General features: G+C 71.6%; 17 protein-coding genes. 14 read left to right on the top strand and 3 right to left on the bottom strand.

Going from position 1 to position 21,576, the window contains the following annotated elements; all coding sequences use genetic code 11:
* The first annotated feature begins 153 nt into the window (after positions 1-153).
* The 10 genes from AB4Z02_RS10305 (at position 154) to AB4Z02_RS10260 (ending at position 11,059) form a co-directional block, all read left to right on the top strand.
* On the top strand, positions 154-651 hold the full coding sequence (locus AB4Z02_RS10305) for a hypothetical protein (protein ID WP_441970766.1): 498 nt from the start codon (positions 154-156) through the stop codon (positions 649-651).
* 4 nt (positions 652-655) lie between these two features.
* Positions 656-1,369, top strand: a complete 714-nt coding sequence (locus AB4Z02_RS10300) for an AIM24 family protein (RefSeq protein WP_441970765.1) — start codon at positions 656-658, stop codon at positions 1,367-1,369.
* A gap of 8 nt (positions 1,370-1,377) precedes the next feature.
* Positions 1,378-2,958, top strand: coding sequence for a PqqD family peptide modification chaperone (locus tag AB4Z02_RS10295; protein WP_441970763.1), 1,581 nt, complete (start codon positions 1,378-1,380; stop codon positions 2,956-2,958).
* A gap of 14 nt (positions 2,959-2,972) precedes the next feature.
* A complete protein-coding gene (locus AB4Z02_RS10290; protein WP_441970761.1) occupies positions 2,973-3,512 on the top strand; it encodes a phosphotransferase-like protein in 540 nt (179 codons plus the stop codon).
* A gap of 105 nt (positions 3,513-3,617) precedes the next feature.
* Positions 3,618-4,262 (top strand): TetR/AcrR family transcriptional regulator, encoded by a 645-nt coding sequence (locus AB4Z02_RS10285; protein WP_441970760.1) that lies wholly within the window; start codon positions 3,618-3,620, stop codon positions 4,260-4,262.
* Positions 4,262-5,995 carry an ABC transporter ATP-binding protein gene (locus AB4Z02_RS10280; RefSeq protein WP_441970758.1) on the top strand — a complete coding sequence of 578 codons (1,734 nt, stop codon included), beginning with the start codon at positions 4,262-4,264 and terminating at the stop codon, positions 5,993-5,995. Before AB4Z02_RS10285 ends, AB4Z02_RS10280 begins: the two co-directional genes overlap by 1 nt.
* Before the next feature lie 86 nt (positions 5,996-6,081).
* Entirely contained in the window at positions 6,082-8,031 is a 1,950-nt protein-coding gene (locus AB4Z02_RS10275; RefSeq protein WP_441970768.1) for an ABC transporter ATP-binding protein, read from the top strand.
* 11 nt (positions 8,032-8,042) lie between these two features.
* Positions 8,043-8,885 (top strand): pentapeptide repeat-containing protein, encoded by an 843-nt coding sequence (locus AB4Z02_RS10270; RefSeq protein ID WP_441970756.1) that lies wholly within the window; start codon positions 8,043-8,045, stop codon positions 8,883-8,885.
* A gap of 96 nt (positions 8,886-8,981) precedes the next feature.
* Positions 8,982-10,742, top strand: coding sequence for a sodium:solute symporter family protein (locus tag AB4Z02_RS10265; RefSeq protein ID WP_441970754.1), 1,761 nt, complete (start codon positions 8,982-8,984; stop codon positions 10,740-10,742).
* Between the two features lie 11 nt (positions 10,743-10,753).
* On the top strand, positions 10,754-11,059 hold the full coding sequence (locus AB4Z02_RS10260) for a hypothetical protein (RefSeq protein ID WP_056883110.1): 306 nt from the start codon (positions 10,754-10,756) through the stop codon (positions 11,057-11,059).
* Between the two features lie 91 nt (positions 11,060-11,150).
* On the opposite strand, the gene AB4Z02_RS10255 is transcribed toward AB4Z02_RS10260, so the two are convergent.
* The 3 genes from AB4Z02_RS10255 to AB4Z02_RS10245 form a co-directional block, all read right to left on the bottom strand.
* Positions 11,151-12,326, bottom strand: a complete 1,176-nt coding sequence (locus tag AB4Z02_RS10255) for an MFS transporter (protein ID WP_441970752.1) — start codon at positions 12,324-12,326, stop codon at positions 11,151-11,153.
* A gap of 78 nt (positions 12,327-12,404) precedes the next feature.
* The gene (locus tag AB4Z02_RS10250) at positions 12,405-13,346 is read right to left on the bottom strand and encodes a hypothetical protein (protein ID WP_441970750.1); all 942 of its coding nucleotides are present in this window, start codon (positions 13,344-13,346) and stop codon (positions 12,405-12,407) included.
* 171 nt (positions 13,347-13,517) lie between these two features.
* Entirely contained in the window at positions 13,518-14,321 is an 804-nt protein-coding gene (locus AB4Z02_RS10245) for a dioxygenase family protein (RefSeq protein ID WP_056883271.1), read from the bottom strand.
* A gap of 166 nt (positions 14,322-14,487) precedes the next feature.
* Here AB4Z02_RS10245 and topA point away from each other — a divergent pair, with 166 nt between their 5' ends.
* From topA to AB4Z02_RS10225, 4 genes are all read left to right on the top strand, one after another.
* Positions 14,488-17,319 (top strand): type I DNA topoisomerase, encoded by a 2,832-nt coding sequence (gene topA, locus AB4Z02_RS10240; protein WP_441970748.1) that lies wholly within the window; start codon positions 14,488-14,490, stop codon positions 17,317-17,319.
* A 5-nt stretch (positions 17,320-17,324) separates the two neighbouring features.
* On the top strand, positions 17,325-18,686 hold the full coding sequence (locus AB4Z02_RS10235; protein ID WP_441970747.1) for a serine hydrolase domain-containing protein: 1,362 nt from the start codon (positions 17,325-17,327) through the stop codon (positions 18,684-18,686).
* A 150-nt stretch (positions 18,687-18,836) separates the two neighbouring features.
* Positions 18,837-19,088: an FG-GAP-like repeat-containing protein gene (locus AB4Z02_RS10230; protein ID WP_441970745.1), complete on the top strand. Its 252-nt coding sequence runs from the start codon at positions 18,837-18,839 to the stop codon at positions 19,086-19,088.
* Positions 19,089-19,098: 10 nt separating this feature from the next.
* Positions 19,099-21,363 (top strand): FG-GAP-like repeat-containing protein, encoded by a 2,265-nt coding sequence (locus AB4Z02_RS10225; RefSeq protein WP_441970743.1) that lies wholly within the window; start codon positions 19,099-19,101, stop codon positions 21,361-21,363.
* The last annotated feature ends 213 nt before the right edge of the window (positions 21,364-21,576 follow it).

Genomic DNA, 21,576 nt, shown 5'->3' with positions numbered 1-21,576 from the left:
GCACCACCCCACGGTGGTGCCGGCCGCCGGCGTTCACGGCCCCTCGTCGCCTGACTGCGCCGTGCACAGGGCAGCGATAGGGTCCCCGGCATGCAGGGGGATGCCACGGGGTGGGCGCAACAGCTGAGGTCATCAGGTCGTGTCGAGTTCCGGGTGTCGCGACGGAAGGTCGGCCTCGTGGCCCTCGGCGGGGCCTGTCTGACGCTCGCCTCCGGCGCCATGTTCGTGTCGAAGCTGGGTGGCCCCGACGTGGGCGGCCTCGTCGTGGCGGGCTTCGCCTTCGTGTTCTTCGGCCTGTGCAGTGCCGTAAGCCTGCTGGCCCTCGTGCGGGGCGGCACCGCCTTCGCGGTCACGACCGAGGGGGTCGAGGCGGACCCCGCCCAGCCGGGTCGAGCGATCCCGTGGGACCAGGTCGTCACGGTCGAGGTGGTCTGCCAGGGGCGCGACCGCATCGTGCAGCTGCACCTCACCGACGGTGAGTTCGAGCGGCAGGCCGACGTCAACGCCGTGAGCCGTGCGCTCTCCGGCGTCAGCGAACGCATCACCGGAGGTCCCGCGGTCTGGCTTCCGCGGACCACCGCCGCCCACCCGGAGGAGCTGGCGCAGTGGCTCCGGGAGGAGGCCGGCCACCGCAGCCGAGCCCTAGGCTGACCCCATGCAGAGTCCACTGTTCGAGCAGGCCAACCTCGAGGTGCAGGCGGAGCAGCGCTTCGCCCTGCAGAACCCCCAGATGCTGCGCGTCCACCTCGGCGGCGACGTGCTCGCCGTCAAGGGGGCGATGGTGTCCTACCAGGGCAACATCCGGTTCGACCACGAGAAGGCCGGCAGCGTCGGCAAGCTCTTCAAGAAGGTCGTCACGGGCGAGGACGTCTCCCTCATGCGCGTCTCCGGCGAGGGTGACGTGTTCTTCGCGTCCGAGGCCGGCTTCGTCTTCCTCGTCGACCTGACCGGCGACGCCCTCAGCGTCAACGCCCGCAACCTGCTGGCCTTCGACTCCTCCGTGGCGTGGGACATCAAGCGCGTGCAGGGGGCTGGGGTGCTCAGCGGCGGGCTGTTCAACACCACGCTGCAGGGCACCGGCACGGTGGCGATCCACACGGTGGGCCAGCCGGTGATCCTCGACTGCAGCAGCCAGCCGACGTTCGTCGACGTGCAGGCCTGCGTCGGGTGGTCGGCCAACCTCGTGCCCCAGGTCGTCTCGAGCATGAACGTCCGCTCGATGCTGCGCGGCGGGTCCGGCGAGGCGTTCCAGTACGCGTTCCACGGCCAGGGCTTCGTCATCGTCCAGCCCAGCGAGTGGACGCCTCCTCCGACGCAGGGCGGGGGCGGGGGCGGCGGGTTCAACCTCGGCGGCCTGCTCGACGGCTGACCTCACCGATGACCTCAGCCACGAACCCGGCCACGGACCCGGCCACGACCTCGACCTCGGCCACGACCCGGGCCACGACCTCGGCGACGGGATCCACCCCTCCTCCCGGCACCGACCCCGAGCTCGTCTCACGGCTGCGCGCGGACCTCGAGCAGGCGGGGTACACCCTCGACGGCGTCGACGCCCTCATCGGCCCGCTGGCGAACGCGGCCCTGGGACGCGAGCAGGCGCTCCCCGCCCAGCGGGCGACAGCCGACGCGGGCACCCCGGTGGCGACGTTCGTGCGCCTCTTCGTCCTTGGCGACGCGGTCGACGCCGGTGACGTGGCACTCGCCCTGCCGACGCTGGGTCTGGAGGGTGCGCACCGCCTCGGGCTCGTCCGTGACCAGGGACCCGGCGTGGTCGCGTCGTGCGACCTGAGGCCCTACGGCGACGAGCGGCACCACTGGTGGGTGGCCTCCGACCTCGCCGAGCTCGCGACGCGCGAGCCGCTGCGCGAGGACCACGTGCTCGGGCTGGGCGGCGCCTCGACGACCCTCGCGTCGTGGACGCCGCGGCCGCAGGTGAGCCGCGCCCTGGACATCGGGACCGGGTGCGGGGTGCAGGCGCTGCACCTCGGCGCCCACGCCGAGCACGTCACCGTCACCGACATCTCCGAGCGCGCCCTGGCCTACGCGCGGTTCAACGCGGCGCTCAACGGGTGTGACTGGGAGGTCGTCGGTGGCTCGATGCTCGACCCGGTGGCGGGTCGCCGGTTCGAGCTCATCGTGAGCAACCCGCCGTTCGTCATCACCCCGCGCACGCCGGACATCCCGCTGTTCGAGTACCGCGACGGTGGCGCCGCCGGCGACGAGGTCGTCTCCGGCCTCGTGCGCTCCATCGGCGACCACCTCGAGCCCGGCGGCATCGCCCAGTTCCTCGGCAACTGGGAGGTCGTGGGCGACGCCGACTGGCGCGACCGCGTCCGCGGCTGGGTCGAGGGCACGGGGCTCGACGCCTGGGTGGTGCAGCGGGAGGTGCAGGACCCGGCGCAGTACGCCGAGACGTGGGCCCGCGACGGCGGCCACCACAGCGCCACGGCCGAGTTCGCCACGATGTATGCCGCCTGGCTCGACGACTTCGCCTCGCGCGACGTGACGGCGGTGGGCTTCGGTGTGGTGACGCTCCAGTGCCCCGCGACCGACAGGGCGCCGTTCCTCGAGCTCGACGAGGTCAGCGGCCCGGTCGCCTCACCCATGGGCCCGCACGTGCTCGCCGGCATCCGGGCGCGGACGTGGCTCGCCGAGCACGGCGACGACGAGCTGCTGGACGTCGCCTGGAGCTGCGCGCAGGACGTCACCGAGGAGCGGCACTCCCGCCCCGGCGACACCGACCCGAGCGTCATCCTGCTGCGGCAGGGGGGCGGGCTGCGCCGGGTGGTGCGGCTGGACACCGCCGGGGCTGCGTTGGTCAGCGTCTGTGACGGCACCCTGCCCGCCGGTGCCGCGGTCGACGCGATCGCCCAGCTGCTCGACGTCCCCGCCGCGGAGCTGCGGGCCGACCTCGTGCCGCTGCTGCGCGGGCTCGTCGCCGACGGCCTGCTCGTCTGACCTAGGCGTTGTCGATGGTTCCCCACGTCGTGGTGCTCAACGGTGGCTCGAGCTCGGGCAAGTCGTCCCTGGCGGGCAAGCTGGTCCGCCTGCTGCCGGGCACCTGGCTGCGGTTGAACGTGGACACCCTCATCGACGCGCTGCCGCCGGCCTTCGACGAGGTGGAGGGTGGGTTGGTGCTCGGGCTGGACGGCAGCGTCTCGACGGGGCCCGAGTTCGCCCGGGTCGAGAGCGCGTGGATGCGGGGTGTCGCCACGATCGCGGCCGAGGTGCCGGTGGTGGTCGAGGACGGGTTCCTCAGCGGGCCGGTGGGGCAGGAGCGGTGGCGCGAGGCGCTCGCCGGCCTGGACGTCCTGTGGGTCGGCGTACGGTGCGCGGCCGACGTCGCCGAGGCGCGAGAGCGGGCCCGCGGCGACCGGATCGGGGGCATGGCCCGCGCCCAGGCCGAGGCCGTGCACGCAGGGATCGGGTACGACCTCGAGGTCGACACGGGTGCGCTGTCGCCGGACGCTGCGGCAGCCGTCGTCGCGTCGGCGGTCGTGGACCGGACCTGACCCTGCTCGAGTGAGCACGGAGGTCCCGTCCTTGCCCGGGGGCCGGCATCTGCGCACGTCAGGAAAGGTGTTGTGAGTGAGCGCTCACTCACTTACTCTGTCCATGTGACACCGCGCGCCCCCGCCATGGCCCCTGAGGACCGTCGTGCCGCCATCATCGCGGCGACGGTCCCCCTGCTGCGTGACAAGGGGTCTGCCGTGAGCACGCGCGAGATCGCCAAGGCCGCCGGCGTCGCGGAGGGGACGATCTTCCGCGTCTTCGAGTCCAAGGACGAGCTCGTCGCGGCCTGCGTCCACGAGACGTTCGGCACCGACGCCCTCCAGGCCGCGCTCGGGCGGGTCGACCGCGACCTGCCGCTCCGGGAGCGCCTGGCGGTCGCCGTCGCCCTGATGCAGGACTACCTGCGCGACATCTTCACCCTGATGTCGGTCCTGCACGCCTCCGGCGAGCCCGTCCGGCGACCGGGTGGCCGGCACCAGCCCGGGCGGGAGCAGGCCGGCTCGGCGGTCGACGAGGCCTTCGTCGACCTCGTCGGGGACGACGCGGACCAGCTGCGGCTGCCGCCGCTGGAGGTCGTCACCTACCTGCGCATGCTCACGCTCTCCAGCGTGCACCCGATGCTCGGCCACCAGGGCTCCACCGCGCAGGAGCTGGTCGACGTCATCCTCGAGGGGACGCTCGCGCGTCAGGACACCGTGAACGCCAACAACCGCAAGGGCGCCCGGGGCGTCGTCAAGGGGGAGAAGTAGTGCTCATCAAGATCGTCCGCGACTACCTGCGGCCCTACCGCGGGCTGGTCGCCGTGCTCGTCGGGCTGCAGCTCGTGGGCACCATCGCCTCGCTCTACCTGCCCAGCCTCAACGGCCGCATCATCGACGAGGGTGTCGCCAAGGGCGACACCGGCTACATCCTGCGCACCGGCGGCTGGATGCTCGGCGTCTCCCTCGTCCAGATCGCCGCCACCATCAGCGCCACCTACCTCGGGGCCCGGTCGGCTGCCGGCCTGGGCCGTGACCTGCGCGCCGACGTCTTCGCCCGGGTCGGCGACTTCTCGGCGCAGGAGGTGTCGAGGTTCGGTGCCCCGACCCTGATCTCGCGCAACACCAACGACGTCACGCAGGTGCAGCAGGTCGTCTTCATGGGCGCGGCGATGATGGTGTCGGCGCCGATCATGATGGTCGGCGGCATCATCATGGCCCTGCGCGAGGATGTCGGGCTCTCGTGGCTGGTCGCCGTGGCCGTCCCGCTGCTCGCCCTGTCGGTCTCCCTGGTGATCCGCAAGATGATCCCGCAGTTCCGGCTCATGCAGGAGTCGGTCGACTGGGTCAACCGCGTCCTGCGCGAGCAGATCACCGGCATCCGTGTGGTGCGGGCCTTCGTGCGCGAGGACCACGAGCGCGCGCGCTTCGCCGAGGCCAACACGCAGTACACGGGCACCGCGCTCGCGGTCGGGCGGCTGATGGCGATCGTCTTCCCGGTCGTCATGCTCATCTTCAACTCCTCGACCGTGGCGGTGCTGTGGTTCGGCTCGCACCGGGTCGCGAGCGGGCAGATGCAGATCGGCGAGCTGACGGCCTTCATGAGCTACCTCATGCAGATCCTCATGTCGGTCATGATGGCGACCTTCATGTCGATGATGATCCCGCGCGCCACGGTGTCGGCCGGGCGCATCGGCGAGGTCCTCGCGACCGACTCCACCGTCGTCCCGCCGGCCGAGCCGGTGGCCCTCCCGCGCGCCCGCGCGGGGGTCGAGCTGCGTGACGTGATGTTCACCTATCCGGGGGCGGACGTGCCTGTGCTGCAAGGCATCTCGCTGGTGGCCGAGCCGGGCCGCACGACCGCCATCATCGGCAGCACCGGTGCCGGCAAGTCGACGATGCTCTCCCTCATCCCGCGCCTCTACGACGTCACCGGGGGCGCGGTGCTGATCGGCGGGGTCGACGTGCGCGATGCCGCGCTGGAGGACGTCTGGGGGCGCATCGGCCTCGTGCCGCAGAAGCCCTACCTGTTCACCGGCACCGTCGCGTCCAACCTGCGCTACGGCGACGACCGGGCGACCGACGAGGACCTCTGGGAGGCGCTGCGCATCGCCCAGGCGGAGGACTTCGTCCGCGCGATGCCCGAGGGCCTGGACTCGCCGATCGTCCAGGGCGGCACCAACGTGTCCGGCGGCCAGCGCCAGCGCCTGGCGATCGCCCGGGCCCTGGTCGCCAAGCCCGACATCTACCTGTTCGACGACAGCTTCTCGGCTCTCGACCTGTCCACCGACGCGAGGCTGCGCTCGGCCCTGCGGCCGGTCACGCGGGACGCGACCGTCATCGTCGTGGCGCAGCGGGTGTCGACCATCGTCGACGCCGACCACATCGTCGTCGTCGACGACGGGCTGGTGGTGGGGACGGGTCGGCACGACGAGCTGCTGGAGACCTGTCCCACCTACGTCGAGATCGTCGAGTCCCAGCAGAGCATGGAGGAGGCAGCGTGAGCGGCGAGGGTGTGAAGACCGCCGAGGAGAAGGCGGCCGAGGCGCGCCGCGGACCGGCGGCCCGGGCGGGGCAGCGGCACGGGCCGATGATGGGCGCCGGCATGCCCGCGGAGAAGTCACAGGACTTCGTGCCGTCGGCCAAGCGGCTGCTCGGCCTGCTGCGCCCCGAGCGGGTGCAGCTGTATGCCGTGCTCGCTCTGGCCGTGGTCAGCGTCGGGCTCACCGCGGTGGGTCCCAAGGTGCTCGGCCGCGCCACCGACTACATCTTCGCCGGGTTCGTCGGCTCCAAGCTGCCGGCGGGCGCCTCGCGCGAGCAGGTGGTCGACCGGCTCCGCGCCGGGGGTCAGGGCACCCTCGCCGACCTCGTCGCCGGCCTGCCGCACCTCGTGCCGGGGCAGGGGATCGACTTCGGTGCCGTCGGCCGGATCCTGCTCCTCGTGCTGGGCATCTACGTGGTCGCGAGCCTGCTGTCGTGGGCGCAGGCGTACGTCCTGACCGGAGCGGTCAACCGCACCATCTTCGCGCTGCGGCGCGACGTCGAGGACAAGCTCAACCGGCTGCCGCTGCCCTACTTCGACGGCCAGCCGCGCGGCGAGCTCCTCAGCCGCGTCACCAACGACATCGACAACGTCGCCCAGAGCCTGCAGCAGACCCTCAGCCAGCTGCTGACGTCACTGCTCACGGTCGTCGCGATGGTGGCCATGATGATCTACATCTCGCCGCTCCTGGCCGTCATCGCGCTGGTCACCATCCCGGTCTCCATGGCGGTCACCGCCACGATCGGCAAGCGCTCGCAGAAGCACTTCATCCAGCAGTGGAAGAGCACCGGTGAGCTCAACGCGGTGGTCGAGGAGTCGTTCACCGGCCACGAGCTCGTCAAGGTGTTCGGGCGCCAGGACGAGGTGCGGGCGGCGTTCCGCGCCAAGAACGACGACCTGTTCGACGCCGGCTTCGGCGCCCAGTTCATCAGCGGCATCATCATGCCGACGATGATGTTCATCGGGAACCTCAACTACGTGATCATCGCCGTGGTGGGTGGCCTGCGGGTCGCCAGTGGCACCATGACCCTCGGCGACGTGCAGGCGTTCATCCAGTACTCCCGCCAGTTCACCCAGCCGCTGACCCAGGTGGCCTCGATGGCCAACCTGCTGCAGTCGGGCGTCGCCTCGGCCGAGCGCGTGTTCGAGGTGCTCGACGCGCCGGAGCAGCGCCCCGACCCGGCTTCCGCGACGGTGCTCGAGAACCCCCGGGGGCGCGTGGAGTTCGACGACGTGTCGTTCTCCTACGACCCCGAGTCGCGGCTGATCGAGCACCTCGACCTCGTCGTGGAGCCGGGGCAGACCGTGGCCATCGTGGGCCCGACCGGTGCCGGGAAGACGACGCTGGTCAACCTCATCATGCGGTTCTACGAGCTCGACGGTGGCCGCATCACCCTCGACGGCATCGACATCACCGACCTGGCCAGGCACACGCTGCGCAGCGAGATCGGCATGGTCCTGCAGGACACCTGGCTGTTCGGCGGCACCATCCGCGACAACATCGCCTACGGCAAGCCCGGGGCCCCGGAGGAGGAGTTGCTCGCCGCGGCGCGCGCCACCTACGTCGACCGGTTCGTGCACTCGCTGCCCGACGGGTACGACACCAAGCTCGACGCCGAGGGCGGCAACATCAGCGCGGGTGAGAAGCAGCTGCTGACCATCGCGCGCGCGTTCCTGTCCAACCCCGCGCTGCTGATCCTCGACGAGGCCACCAGCTCGGTCGACACCCGCACCGAGCTGCTCGTGCAGCAGGCGATGTCGGCGCTGCGCCAGGACCGCACGAGCTTCGTCATCGCCCACCGGCTCTCCACGATCCGGGACGCCGACGTCATCCTCGTGATGCGCGACGGTGCCATCGTCGAGAAGGGCTCCCACGAGGAGCTGCTCGCGCGCGACGGTGCCTACGCCGAGCTCTACGCCGCCCAGTTCAGCGGTGCGGCGGTCGACATCGACACCGGGGAGGCGCCCGCGGCCGAGCTGGCGCCGGCGCGCGCCTGACGGGCCGCTCCGTGTCCACACCTTCCCGCCCGGGGACGGGCTCGGTCCCCGAGGTCGAGCTCGTCGCCGACTGCTCGCGCTGCTTCGGGCTGTGTTGCGTCGTCCCGGCGTTCTCCGCGTCCGCCGACTTCGCGATCGACAAGTCGGCCGGGACCCCGTGTCCCAACCTCGGCGGGGGGTTCAACTGCACCATCCACGCCGAGCTGCGGCCGCGCGGCTTCGCCGGCTGCACGGCGTACGACTGCTTCGGCGCAGGCCAGCGCATCTCCCAGGTGACGTTCGGGGGAGTGGACTGGCGCACGGACCCGGACCGCGCGCCGGCCATGTACGCCGCGTTCCGGGTGGTGCGCGAGCTGCACGAGCTGCGCAGCCACCTGGCGGAGGCGCGCCGCCTCGCCGCCGGCGCCGCACCGGGTACGGAGCTGGGCCGGGACATCGAGGACCTCGACGCCGAGGTGGAACAGGCCGCGGCCGGGGTGCCGGAGGAGCTCGCGCGCGTCGACCTGCCCGCGCTGGGCGCGCGCACCGGTGCAGTCCTTGCCCGCGTGAGCGCCACCGTACGGGGACCGGACGGGACCGACCTCGCCCGCGGCGACCTCGTCGGTGCGGACCTGCGCGGCCGTGACCTGCGGGCGGCGACGCTGCGCGGTGCGCTGCTGCTGGGGGCGGACCTGCGCGGCAGCGTGCTCGACCGCACGGACCTGCTCGGCGCCGACCTGCGCGGCGCGAGGTTGCACGCCGCCGACCTGTCCCGGGCGCTGTTCCTGACCCGGCCGCAGGTGGGGGCGGCACTCGGCGACCTGGCGACGGTGCTGCCGCAGGACCTTCCGCGTCCGGGGCACTGGACGGACTGACCTCCCGAGACCGGTGCGGCGCTCGCCACCGGGTGCCTAAACGACGCACACGCCCTAGGTTTGATCCGCTGGTCTGTCGTCGTCTAGGAGCCGCTGATGTCTCACCTCGCCCTCGCGGTGCCCGCCGCCACCCCCCTGATCGACGCGACCTGGCTCGACTACCTCCTGGTCGTCATCTACTTCGGGTTCGTCCTGGGCATCGGCTTCCTGGCCCGCCGGTCGGTCTCCGACTCGATCGACTTCTTCCTCTCGGGCCGCTCGCTGCCGGCGTGGGTGACGGGTCTGGCGTTCATCTCCGCCAACCTCGGTGCCGTCGAGATCATGGGCATGTCCGCCAACGGTGCCGAGATCGGGCTGCCGACGGTGCACTACTTCTGGGTGGGTGCGATCCCCGCGATGCTGTTCCTCGGCGTCGTGATGATGCCGTTCTACTACGGCTCCAAGGTGCGGTCGGTCCCGGAGTTCATGTTCCGCCGATTCGGCACGGGCGCGCACCTGGTCAACGCGATCAGCTTCGCGGTGGCCCAGCTCCTCATCGCCGGAGTCAACCTCTACCTGCTCGGCTCGATCGTCCACGCGCTGCTCGGCTGGCCGCTGTGGGTGGCGCTCATCGTCGCCGCAGCGATCGTGCTGTCCTACATCACCCTCGGTGGCCTGTCGGCCGCGATCTACAACGAGGTGCTGCAGTTCTTCGTCATCGTCGCCTCGCTGCTGCCGCTCACGCTGATCGGCCTGCACCGGGTCGGTGGCTACGGCGGCCTCAAGGACAAGATCGCCGCGTTCGCCGACTCCGCCCCCGCCACCGCGAAGGTTGCCCCCGCAGGCCAGCAGCTCGAGTCCTGGCCCGGTCAGGCGCTGTCCGGCTTCAGCTCCGGCACCCTGTCGGTCATCGGGATCGTCTTCGGCCTCGGGTTCGTGCTGTCCTTCGGCTACTGGACGACGAACTTCGTCGAGGTGCAGCGCGCGATGGCCTCCAAGTCGATCTCGGCGGCACGCAAGACGCCGATCATCGGGGCGTTCCCCAAGATGTTCGTGCCCTTCCTCGTCATCCTCCCCGGCATGGTCTCGGCCGTCCTGGTCAAGGAGATGGTCGACCTCAAGGGCGGTGGCCACCCGGCCGGCGGCGCCTCCGGCGAGGGCGTGAAGTACAACGACGCCCTGCTGCTCCTGATGCGCGACATCCTCCCCAACGGCTTGCTGGGCCTGGCCATCGCGGGCCTGCTCGCCGCGTTCATGGCCGGCATGGCGGCCAACATCTCGGCGTTCAATACCGTCTTCAGCTACGACCTGTGGCAGCGCTACATCCGCAAGGACCACAGCGACGACTACTACCTGCGCATCGGCCGGCTCGCGACGGTGGCGGCGACGATCATCGCGATCTTCACGGCCACGATCGCGTCGAGCTTCTCCAACGTCATGGACTACCTCCAGACGCTGTTCGGGTTCTTCAACGCACCGCTGTTCGCGACGTTCATCCTCGGCATGTTCTGGAAGCGCATGACCGCGACCGCGGGCTGGGTGGGCCTGTCGAGCGGCACCATCTCGGCCGTCATCGTGGCGTTCCTGTCCGAGGACGCGTTCGGGTCGGCCAGCCTCGGCGTCCTGCCGCTGTCCGGCCAGGGCGCGAGCTTCGTCGCCGCCTCCACCGCCTTCGTCGTCGACATCGTGGTCAGCGTCCTGGTGACCATGGTGACCGAGCCGAAGCCGGCCTCGGAGCTCAAGGGCCTGGTCTACTCCGAGACGCCCAAGGAGGACCTCGTCGACCCGGACGAGGCCAGCCAGCCGTGGTACCAGCGCACGATGCCGCTCGCCGGGATCGCGCTCGTCATGGTCCTCATCCTCAACTTCGCCTTCTAGGAGCCGCTGCCATGCCAGACCAGACGACCGGAGCCGGCAAGAAGACCGCTGGGGCCTTCGACATCCGCAACATCATCGGCCTGCTGCTCGGCACCTACGGCGTGATCCTGCTGCTCGCAGGGCTGTTCGGTGACAAGGCCCTGGACAAGACCGGTGGCGTCAACGCCAACCTGTGGACGGGACTCGCGCTCGTCGTCGCGTCCGTGGTGTTCCTCGGCTGGGCGCGGCTCAAGCCGATCGTCGTCCCCGAGGAGGTCGCCAAGGCGGGAGACGACCCGACCCGACCGGCGCCCCGCCGACGCACCAGCGGCCACTGACCAGCCCCCGCCACTCGCGCTTCAACTCCCGCCCGCGCTCTACCGAGCTCCTCCCGCTCCCAGCTTTGGGGGCAGGAGGGTGAGCCTGGGCTCACTCTCCCGCCCCCAACGTCAACGCGTCGGCGTTCTTGCCTGCTGCGCTGAGCCCCAGGGTCGCCGCTGCCGCCAGGGCCAGGAACCCGCCGACCACCCACATCAGCCGCGGTGAGGCGCCGAACAGGGCCCCCGCCAGCGGTGGGGCGATGACGGTGCCGCCGATGGAGGCCGCGCCGTAGAGGCTCTGGTAGCGGCCGTGCATGCCCTCGGGCGCGCGGTCCGCGGCATGGGCCGTTGCCGTGGGCTTGTAGAGCATCTCGCCGGCGGTGACGACCACCAGGGCGGCGAGGACGGTGGCGACCGCGGGGGACGGCGCCACCACGAGCCACCCGAGGCCGACCAGGGCGAACCCGGCGACGATGAGCGGCTCCGGGCTGCGGGCTCGCAGGCGGTGGGCCAGCCACGGCTCGAACAGCACGATGAGCACACAGTTGAGCGAGATGGTCGTGCCGTAGACCCAGGGGGCGGCGCCGAGCGTGTCGAGCTGCCACGGCACGGCCGAGTAGGCGAAGCGGTAGGCGGTGTCGGCGAGCACGACCGTGAGGAGCAGCAGGACGAAGCGCGGATCGGCACGCAGGGCGGTCAGCACGCGGGTGGGCGTGCCCTCGGGGGCGGCGGCGCGGGCCGTGGCCGGAACCACCAGGAGCACGACGCCCAGCATGAGCAGGCTCGCCAGGGCGTCGATGACGAAGACCGCGCCGAAGTGGTGGACCGCGAGCAGACCGCCCAGTGGCGGCCCGAGCACCGTGCCGGCGTTGTTGACCGACCGCATCCACGCGCTCGCGCGACGGCGGTCCTCGCTGGGGAGGGCGCTGGTGACCAGGGCGAAGGACACCGGTCGCCCGATGCCGCCCAGCGCGCCCATGACGAACAGCACGACGGCCAGGCCCCCCGTCGGGGTGAGCGGGACGACGGCGCACCCGAGGGCCGAGGCGAGCGAGGCGAAGGCCAGGGTCGGGCGCAGTCCCCACCGGTCGCCCACCGAGCCGCCGGCGAGGTTGCCCAGGATCGTGCCCACACCCCATACCGCGGCCACCGACCCGGCAGCAGCCTCGTCGAGGCCGCGGCCGGAGACGAGGTAGAGCGGGACGAACACCCAGGCCATGGACCCGAGCGCGTTGACGAACCGGCCGACCAGCAGCCACCGCACCCACCCCGGGAGTTCGCCCACGCCCGGCATCCTGCCAGCCACCCCCGACGCCCTCTTGCCGGTCTTCCCACGTTTGGGGGCAACTTGGTGATCAGTACGTCACCCTGCTGCCCCCAAACCGCCGCCGGTGAGGGCCCTGTATGCCGTGACCACCTGTCGCATGAACGCGGCGGTCTGCAGGCGGAGCCCGATGAGGTCGATCGTCAGGACGGTCTCACCATCGATGGCGAGCGCGTTGCGTCGCAGGTTGTCTGCACTCACTGCCAGCCCGAGCCGGTGCTGCGCCCCGTCGACCTCCACCACGAGGGGGCAGTCCCGCCACCGCACATCCAGGTAGATCCGACCGGCGACGCCGCTGCGGACGACCTGGCGTTCGGGTGTCGGCAGGTGGTGCAGGCGGCAGAGGGCTGCGAAGTCGAGCTCACCGAGGGAGTGTGCGCCGTCCGCGATGTCCTCGACGACCTGCCGGACGAAGGCAGAGCGGCCGTAGTGGGCTCCGGGCCAGCGCAGCGGCACGAGGTCGCCGGCCCGGACCAGCCGCTGCTGGACGGCCAGACACAGGACGAGGGCGGCTTGGCGGTCCGACCGGGCCCACTGAGCGGCTCGGATGGCAGCGACCGCAGGCCTCACCCGTGGGACACCAGCGGCCCGGACGTCCGAGCTGCGCGTCGCACGGACCTGGTGGACGCAGACCCCGCTCACCCGCCGGCCCCCGTGCCCCTCGTGGTCGACGGACACGTGGACCGTCTCCTCGTCGAAACAGGTGAGTCCGGCGGCCTCCAGCGCGGACACGCCGTCGAGGGCGGCGGAACGCCCCACCTCCCAGACCGCTCGCCACCGCAGCGCCTCCCGGGACAGGGCCGCGGTGTGCACTGCCACCGTGCGCAGGCCGTGCAGGGCCCATCGGTCCGCCCTCACCTCGGAGGCGACGGCCCAACGGTCCACCCCGGCGTCGAGGAGCATGGCGCGCGAGACGACGCCGCCGTGCAGCTCTGCGATGGCCGACGCCGTACGTCGACGGGCCTGGCCGCGCTGGGTCATCGCGACAGGCTGTCGCGGGAGTGCGGGCCGCGCCGCGCACGTCGGTCGCGCCTGTGGAGAGAGGGCTCCGGAAGGCGGGGCTGTGGACGCCCCCTACTTGCTTTGGGGGCGACAGAGTGACGTATGGGTCACCCTCGTGCCCCCAAACGCGGGAACGCGGAGAGGCGGGGCTCAGGTGAACTGCCAGGAGCGCTTGCTCAGGCCGAACCAGAAGCCGTCGATCACGCTCTCGTTCTCCAGCGAGCCCGACTCGTACGCTGCGCCGAGGCTGACGTAGAGCGGGGCCCAGTGCTCGGTGCGGGGGTGCGCCTCGCGAGCAGCAGGTGCCTGGTGGACGAAGTCGAGGATGGCGTCGATGTCCTGGCGCTCGAGGGCCTCGGCGGCCCAGTGGTCGAACTCCGACGACGCCGCCGGGGGCTGGCCATCAGGCCCGGCCGAGGGGTTGAACCACCGCAGGTTGTGCGTCGTGAACCCTGACCCGACGATCAGCGTGCCCTCGTCGCGCAGCGGAGCGAGCGTGCGCCCGATCTCGAACAGCGCCTTCGGGTCGAGGGTTGGCATCGACATCTGGAGGACGGGCACGTCGGCGTCGGGGTACATCTCCACCAGCGGGACGTAGGCGCCGTGGTCGAGACCGCGGGTCTCGTCGCGGTGGACGGGGTGGTCCGCGGTGTGCACGAGCCGCTCCACGGACGCCGCCAGCTCGGGGGCGCCCGGGGCGGCGTACGTGACGTCGTAGTAGCGCTGGGGGAAGCCCCAGAAGTCGTACACGAGCGGCACCTGGCCCGAGGTGGCGCTGAGCGACAGCGGCGCCTCCTCCCAGTGGGCCGAGACCATGAGCACGTTCGCCGGCTTGCCGAAGGTGCCGGACCAGTCGGCGAGCTGCCGGGTCCACACCGGGTCGTCGGCCAGCGGGGGCGCTCCGTGGCTGAGGTACAGCACGGGCTGGCGCGCGGACACGGTCGAGGGGCTCATGAGCTGAGCATACATCTACTTGAATCTTCAATCAATCACAGACGGCGGTCCTGTTGACGAGACCTCGCGCCGCGGACTTGACGCGACCGGCTACCGTCGTGCGCGTTGCCATGTCCACGCTGCGACGAATCCGCAGCACATGGGAGCAGGAACCGAGGAAGAGAACGTGAGCGAAGGGCGCAAGCTCGTCATCGTCGAGTCGCCGGCCAAGGCGAAGACGATCGGTGGCTACCTGGGCAAGGACTGGGACGTCGAGGCGTCCGTCGGCCACATCCGCGACATCCCGACCCCGTCGGAGATGCCCGCCGAGATCAAGAAGGGCCCGTTCGGCCGCTTCGGTGTCGACGTCGACAACGGCTTCGAGGCCTACTACGTCGTCGACAGCGACAAGAAGAAGAAGGTCGCCGAGCTCAAGCGTCTGCTCAAGAACGCCGACGAGCTCTACCTGGCCACTGATGAGGACCGCGAGGGCGAGGCGATCGCCTGGCACCTGCTCGAGGTGCTCAAGCCCAAGGTCCCGGTCAAGCGCATGGTGTTCCACGAGATCACCAAGGAGGCCATCCAGCGCGCCTCCACCAACACCCGTGACCTCGACGTCGCCCTCGTCGACGCCCAGGAGACCCGCCGCATCCTCGACCGCCTCTACGGCTACGAGGTCAGCCCGGTCCTGTGGCGCAAGGTCAAGGCCGGCCTGTCCGCAGGCCGCGTGCAGTCCGTCGCGACCCGCATCGTGGTCGAGCGTGAGCGCGAGCGGATGGCGTTCGTCCGCGCGTCCTACTGGGACGTCGAGGGCGACTTCACGCCCGACGGGGCCTCCAACCAGTTCACCGCGCGGCTGACCTCGGTCGACGGCAGCCGCGTCGCCATGGGCCGCGACTTCAACGACGACGGCACGCTCAAGGGCAAGTCCGTCGTCCATCTCGACGAGGCCACCGCGACCTCCATCGCCACCCAGGTGCTCACCTGCCAGGTCGGCGTCACGAGCGTCCAGGAGAAGCCGTACACCCGGCGCCCCAGCGCGCCCTTCACGACCAGCACCCTGCAGCAGGAGGCGTCGCGCAAGCTGCGCCTGTCCTCGAAGAACGCGATGCGCGTCGCGCAGCGCCTCTACGAGAACGGCTACATCACCTACATGCGCACCGACAGCACCACGCTGTCGGAGGCCGCCCTCACCGCGGCCCGCCAGCAGGCCCGTGACCTGTACGGCGCCGAGTACGTCCCGCAGTCGCCGCGCCTCTACGAGAAGAAGGTCAAGAACGCGCAGGAGGCCCACGAGGCCATCCGCCCCGCGGGTGACCGCTTCCGCACCCCGGCGCAGGTCGCCGGCGAGCTGCGCGGCGACGAGTTCGCCCTCTACGAGCTGATCTGGAAGCGCACCGTGGCCTCGCAGATGGCCGACGCGCGCGGCTCGACCGCGACGGTGAGGCTCGGCGGCACGCTCGAGGACGGGCGCGTCGTCGAGTTCAGCGCGTCCGGCACGGTCATCACCTTCCGCGGCTTCCTCGCGGCGTACGAGGAGGGGCGCGACGAGGAGCGCGCGTCCAAGGCCGCCGAGGCCGAGGAGGAGCGCCGCCTGCCCAAGCTGAGCGAGGGCGTCTCCCTCACCGTCGTGCGCGCCGAGGCCGACGGCCACGAGACCACGCCGCCCCCGCGCTACACCGAGGCGACGCTCGTGAAAGCCATGGAGGAGAAGGGAATCGGTCGCCCGTCGACCTACGCCTCCACCGTCGGCACCATCCAGGACCGTGGCTACGTCAACACCCGCGGGTCGGCGCTCATCCCGACCTGGCTCGCGTTCGCCGTGACTCGCCTGCTCGAGGAGCACTTCACCGAGCTCGTCGACTACGACTTCACCGCCTCCATGGAGGAGGACCTCGACCGCATCGCCGGTGGCGACGCCCAGCGCGCCGAGTGGCTCAAGCGGTTCTACTTCGGTGAAGGTGATGGCGGTGAGGGTGATGGCGGCGAGGGAGGGGGCGCCGGTGTCGCCGCGAGCCGTGAGCCGGGCCTGCCGGACGCCAGTGGCGGCCACCTGGGCCTCAAGCAGCTCGTCGACGACCTCGGCGAGATCGACGCGCGCGAGATCTCGACCATCCCGATCGGCGAGGGCATCGTCGTGCGGGTCGGGCGCTACGGGCCCTACGTCGAGGAGACGGTGCCGCAGGGCGTCGACCTGTCGACCGGCGAGATGACCGACGACGCGTCCACCGCCCCGCGCCGAGCGACGATCAACGACGACGTCGCCCCCGACGAGATGACCCCGGCCAAGGCGCGCGAGCTGCTCGAGCAGTCCGCGGACGACGGCAAGGTCCTCGGCCAGGACCCGGAGAACGGTCGCGACATCGTGGCCAAGGCCGGCCGCTACGGCCCCTACGTCACCGAGGTCCTCGACGAGGAGACCGCGGCGCTCAAGGGCAAGAACAAGGTCAAGCCGCGGACGGCCTCGCTGTTCAAGGACATGGACCTCGCGACCATGGACCTCGAGACCGCGCTCAAGCTGCTCAGCCTGCCCCGCGTCGTCGGCACGACGACCGAGGAGGACGGCACGACGGTCGAGATCACCGCGCAGAACGGCCGCTACGGGCCCTACCTCAAGAAGGGCACGGACTCCCGGTCGCTGACCACCGAGCAGCAGCTGTTCGACATCACGCTCGAGGAGGCGCTGGCGATCTACGCCCAGCCCAAGCAGCGTGGCCGCGCCGCGTCGGCCCCGCTCAAGGAGCTCGGCAACGACCCGGTGTCGGGCCGCCCGATGGTGGTCAAGGACGGCCGCTTCGGCCCCTACGTCACCGACGGCGAGACCAACTCGACCCTGCGCAAGGGCGACGACCCCGAGTCGATCACGCCCGAACGCGGTGCCGAGCTACTCGCGGAGAAGCGGGCGAAGGGCCCGACCACGCGCAAGCGCGCGGCCAAGAAGGCCCCGGCTCGCAAGACCGCCAAGAAGGCGGCCACCAAGAAGACCGCCACGAAGAAGACCGCGACCAAGAAGGCCTGACCCGGATGCCGTTGCAGCCCACCACCGCCGCCGCGCTCGAGCTGCGACTCGCGCAGGAGCAGTCGTCGTCGCGACTGCCCTCCGTCGCCGCGGGGCTCGTCCGCGGTGGCGAGCTGGTCTGGTCCGGCGCGGTCGGCACCCTCTCGGGGCGGTCGGGTGGCGAGGCGGCAACGGCGGGCACGCAGTACCGCATCGGCTCGATCACCAAGACGTTCGTGGCGGTCGAGGTCATGCGGCTGCGCGACGCCGGAGCGCTTGACCTGTCCGACCGGCTCGACCAGCACCTGCCCGAGACGGCGGCCAGCGACTTCGGGCACGTCACCGTCGCCCAGCTGCTGTCGCACTCCTCGGGCCTGCAGGCCGAGACGAGCGGGCCCTGGTGGGAGCGGACGCAGGGCGGCGAGTGGTCCGACCTGCTGGCCAGCCGGCCGCAGCTGCGCTTCCGTCCCGGCGCGCGGTTCCACTACTCCAACGTCGGGTATGCCGCGCTCGGCGAGCTGGTCGCGCGGCTGCGGGGCGTCTCCTGGGACGAGGCGGTCCGCACCCAGCTGCTCGAGCCGCTCGGAATGACCCGCACCACCACCCGGCCGCAGGCGCCGAGCGCGCCGGGCTGGGGCGTGCACCCGCTGGCCGACCTCGTGCACGTGGAGCCCGAGCACGACGCCGTCTCCATGGCCCCGGCCGGCCAGCTGTGGTCGACCGCGGAGGACCTGTCCCGCTGGGCGGCCTTCCTCGCCGGCGAGACGGCCGGGCTGCTGTCCACCGAGACGCTGGACGAGATGTGCCTGCCCATCGCCGTCAACGACACCCCCGGTGCCGCCTGGACCGGCGCGCACGGACTCGGCTTCCAGGTGTGGAACGTCGACGGCCGCCGGTTCGCCGGTCACGGAGGCTCGATGCCGGGGTTCCTCGCGGGGTTGCGGGTCGACCTCGAGACCGGCGACGGCGTGGTCGTGTTCGCCAACGCCACCTCCGGGCTCGGACCGCTCCACGTCGACCTCCTGCAGCTGCTGGCCGAGCACGAGCCGCACCCGCCGACTCCCTGGACCGCCGACGCCGACCAGGTGGACGGGCTCGAGCTGGTCGGCGACTGGTACTGGGGCACGACGGCGTACACGCTCCGTCTGGCCTCCGACGGCGTCCTCGTGCTGGGCGAGCCCGGCCTCCACCGCGGGTCCCGCTTCCGCCCCGTGGGCGACGGCTGGGTCGGGCTCGACGGCTACCACGAGGGTGAGCCGCTCGTCGCGGTCCGCGACGCCGACGGGCGCGTCGGTCACCTCGACCTGGGCTCGTTCCGCTTCAGCCGTACGCCGTACGACCCCGCCTCCGACGTGCCCGGAGACGTGCACCCCGACCGCTGGCACTGAGCGAGGCCGCCACCCCGCTGCCGGTGCGTGACGCGAACCGCTGTCTGCGCCGGCTGGTCTGCGCGAGTGCGCAGGTTGTCCCGAATTGCCCTCCACGAGGGTCGGCTGGCCCCTATCCTTCGGCAGTCGCGTCGGTGGTGAGGGGGAGCGATGAGGCATCGGATCGCGGGGGTCCTGACGGTGGCGGCACTCGTCACCGCGGCGGCGGTGGTCGCCGTCCCGGGGACGCAGGTCGACGGCGGGCTGGGCACGCTCTTCTCCGCACGTGACGTCACCGGCGACGGCAAGGTCGAACTCGGCGTCGTGACGACCGGCGGCACCCTTCGCATCTACAAGGGCCGTGGCAACGGCACCTTCTCCAGCGCCGTCGCGGTCAGCTCCGGCTGGGCGCCCTACCTCTGAGGACACCGTCATGACCACCCCCACCCGTACCCCGCGCCTGCGCCGCCCCCTCGTGGCGGTCGTCGTCAGCGCGCTCGCCGCCGGGCTGCTGGCTCCCGGGTCGGCGCAGGCCGCCGACCCGGTGCCCCCCACCGTGGTCTCGCTGTGGACGACCCCCTCTGCGGTCACCGTGCCGGGCACGACGAGCATCCAGCTCCGGGTCGCCGGGCCGGACCGCCCCGCGTACGCCCAGGTCACGGTCGTCGAGCCGTCCGGGCGCCCCAGGACGGTCCAGCTCGCGATGGCGGACGATGGTCCCGGCCACTACACCGGTACCACCTCCTACGCGGTCAAGGACGGGTCCGAGAACGGGCACTGGAAGGTGCGGCAGGTCTACCTCCCTACGCCATACCTGAGCACGATCATCTGCGACAGCACCGTGCAGGAGAGCTACTGCACGGACCACCAGGACTTCTCCGCGGTCGGTCTCGACGTCTCCGGCTCGGTCTTCGACCCCGAGGCACCCGTTGTCTCGGCGGTTGCCGTCACGTCGCCGACCGTCCACGTCCCTGACCAGACGCTCGACCTCACCTTCGACGTCAGTGACGTCCACCCGGTCACGCGGCTCGAGCTCCAGTTCCGCCCCGACGCCCCGGAGGCTCAGGGCCGGTACCTCACGGCCGTCGTCGAGGACGCCGCCCAGCTCGCAGCGGGTCGGGCGTCGGTGGCGGTCCCGACCGCCTACGACTCCACCTACCGGCTGCGCTGGCTCGTCACCGTCGACTCGGTGGGCAACAAGGCCACCTACCGTCCGGACGGCTGGGTCAACCTGGAGGGCGGCGCCACGGGGCCGAGGAAGCACTCCCTCGACTTCTCCGCGCTGTCGTTCACCGCGAGCGGCTCGACCATGGACATCGACCCGCCACGGCTCGAGAGCGTCGTCCCCAGCGCGACGAAGGTCGTGCAGGGCGCAACGGCCGGCGTGCCGGTGGCCTACACCGCCACCGACGCGGCCGACGCCCTGTACGCGGCCTACCTCTGTTACACGGGTCCGTCCGCCGTCGAGGTCTGTCGTGCCGAGGACGTGACGGGCACCCCGCGCCTCTACCCCCTGGCCGGGTCGGCGGTCATCCCCACCCCGTCGGCAGGGGTGTACCGGCTGACACGCGTGTCGCTCAGCGACAGGATGTCCAACCCCGTCGAGTACCGGCGGGACGGTTCGACGTACAGCTCGGTGACCAAGGCCAGCGGCACCCACACGTTGAGCTTCGCCGCCGCCGACATCCGCGTCGTGCCCGCCGCCCCCGAGGTCAGGGTGCGTCCGCGCCCCCAGTCGGCCGAGGTGGTCTGGGCTGCATCGGAGGGCACGACCGGGGTGCGGGTCGACGTCACGTCCGGCAGCACCAAGGTCACCACGGTGCGGGGAACGGGACCCAGCGGCAGGCTCGTCGTGCCCGGACTGCGCAACGGCACCACCTACCGCGTCTCGGTGACTCCTGAGAGCAGCGCGGGTGACGGCAAGGCAGTCGCCCTCACGGTGGCCCCGGCCCTCAGCGGCAACGTGTTCAGCGCCGGCGACGTGGACAACGACCGGCGTCCAGACCTGGTCGCACACCTGCCCGACGGGCTGGTCCGGGTCTACCGCGGCTCGGGACCTGCCACCTTCGGGGCCGGAAAGGCGGTGGTCGACGTCGGCGACCAGCGGCTGTTCCCCAACGGGCGCCTGGACGGACGCGCGACGTTCCTCTCCCTGTCCTCCGGCACCGACCTCCAGGCCATGCACCTCGCCTGGAACGTCACCTACGTCGGGGTCACGCCGATCAGCCCCGGGTGGGGCATGCGCTTCATCGACGGGAGCTCCGACTTCACCGGCGACGGCAAGGCCGACATCGTCGCGGTGACGCCGGGTGGGACGGCCTACCTCTACCGCGGCGACGGCAGCGGTGGCTACTCGCACGGCACCCGGATCGCCACCGGCTGGAGCACGATGCAGACGGTCTTCGCCTCGCCCGACGTCACCGGCGACCGGCGCGCGGACCTGCTGGGAGTCGACCAGGCGGGAGTGCTCTGGATCTTCCCCGGCACCGCCAAGGGCACCTTCACGCCCAAGCGCAAGGTCGGATCCGGCTGGGGCGGCCTCGGGGCGCTCTTCCACGCCGGCGACGTCACCGGGGACGGGCGGGGCGACCTCGGGGCGGTCACCATGGACGGCACGCTCCGGGTCTACAAGGGCTGGGGCAACGGCCAGTTCAGCAGCGCGGTGACTGTGAGCAAGGGCTGGGCCCCCTACCTCTGACGGGTGGCCCCCGCGCGGGGCACCAGCCCGCGACACACCCGCAACACGGCGGTTGCTGAGCGAAACGGGAACCATAGCTCCCGTTTCCCCGCGCAACCGCCGCTTTGCGCGGGAAGCGCCGACGTGCCCGGCCGACGGGCCGCCTGTCCGTATGTGCCGGACGGACATGGTTGACGGGGAGTCTGTGTCGAGGGCGGCCATGTCAGGGCGTTC

The organism is Pedococcus sp. 2YAF34, assembly GCF_052114585.1.
Lineage (GTDB): Bacteria > Actinomycetota > Actinomycetes > Actinomycetales > Dermatophilaceae > Pedococcus.
The sequence above is the reverse complement of the archived record's forward strand: the minus strand, read 5'-3'. Positions and strand labels throughout refer to the sequence as shown.

Coding starts and splice junctions, on each gene's coding strand:
- AB4Z02_RS10300 (WP_441970765.1), top strand. CDS start 656: ATGCAGAGTCCACTGTTCGAGCAGGCCAACCTCGAGGTGCAGGCGGAG.
- AB4Z02_RS10295 (WP_441970763.1), top strand. CDS start 1,378: ATGACCTCAGCCACGAACCCGGCCACGGACCCGGCCACGACCTCGACC.
- AB4Z02_RS10290 (WP_441970761.1), top strand. CDS start 2,973: ATGGTTCCCCACGTCGTGGTGCTCAACGGTGGCTCGAGCTCGGGCAAG.
- AB4Z02_RS10275 (WP_441970768.1), top strand. CDS start 6,082: ATGATGGGCGCCGGCATGCCCGCGGAGAAGTCACAGGACTTCGTGCCG.
- AB4Z02_RS10265 (WP_441970754.1), top strand. CDS start 8,982: ATGTCTCACCTCGCCCTCGCGGTGCCCGCCGCCACCCCCCTGATCGAC.
- AB4Z02_RS10260 (WP_056883110.1), top strand. CDS start 10,754: ATGCCAGACCAGACGACCGGAGCCGGCAAGAAGACCGCTGGGGCCTTC.
- AB4Z02_RS10250 (WP_441970750.1), bottom strand. CDS start 13,346: ATGACCCAGCGCGGCCAGGCCCGTCGACGTACGGCGTCGGCCATCGCA.
- AB4Z02_RS10245 (WP_056883271.1), bottom strand. CDS start 14,321: ATGAGCCCCTCGACCGTGTCCGCGCGCCAGCCCGTGCTGTACCTCAGC.
- AB4Z02_RS10235 (WP_441970747.1), top strand. CDS start 17,325: ATGCCGTTGCAGCCCACCACCGCCGCCGCGCTCGAGCTGCGACTCGCG.
- AB4Z02_RS10230 (WP_441970745.1), top strand. CDS start 18,837: ATGAGGCATCGGATCGCGGGGGTCCTGACGGTGGCGGCACTCGTCACC.
- AB4Z02_RS10225 (WP_441970743.1), top strand. CDS start 19,099: ATGACCACCCCCACCCGTACCCCGCGCCTGCGCCGCCCCCTCGTGGCG.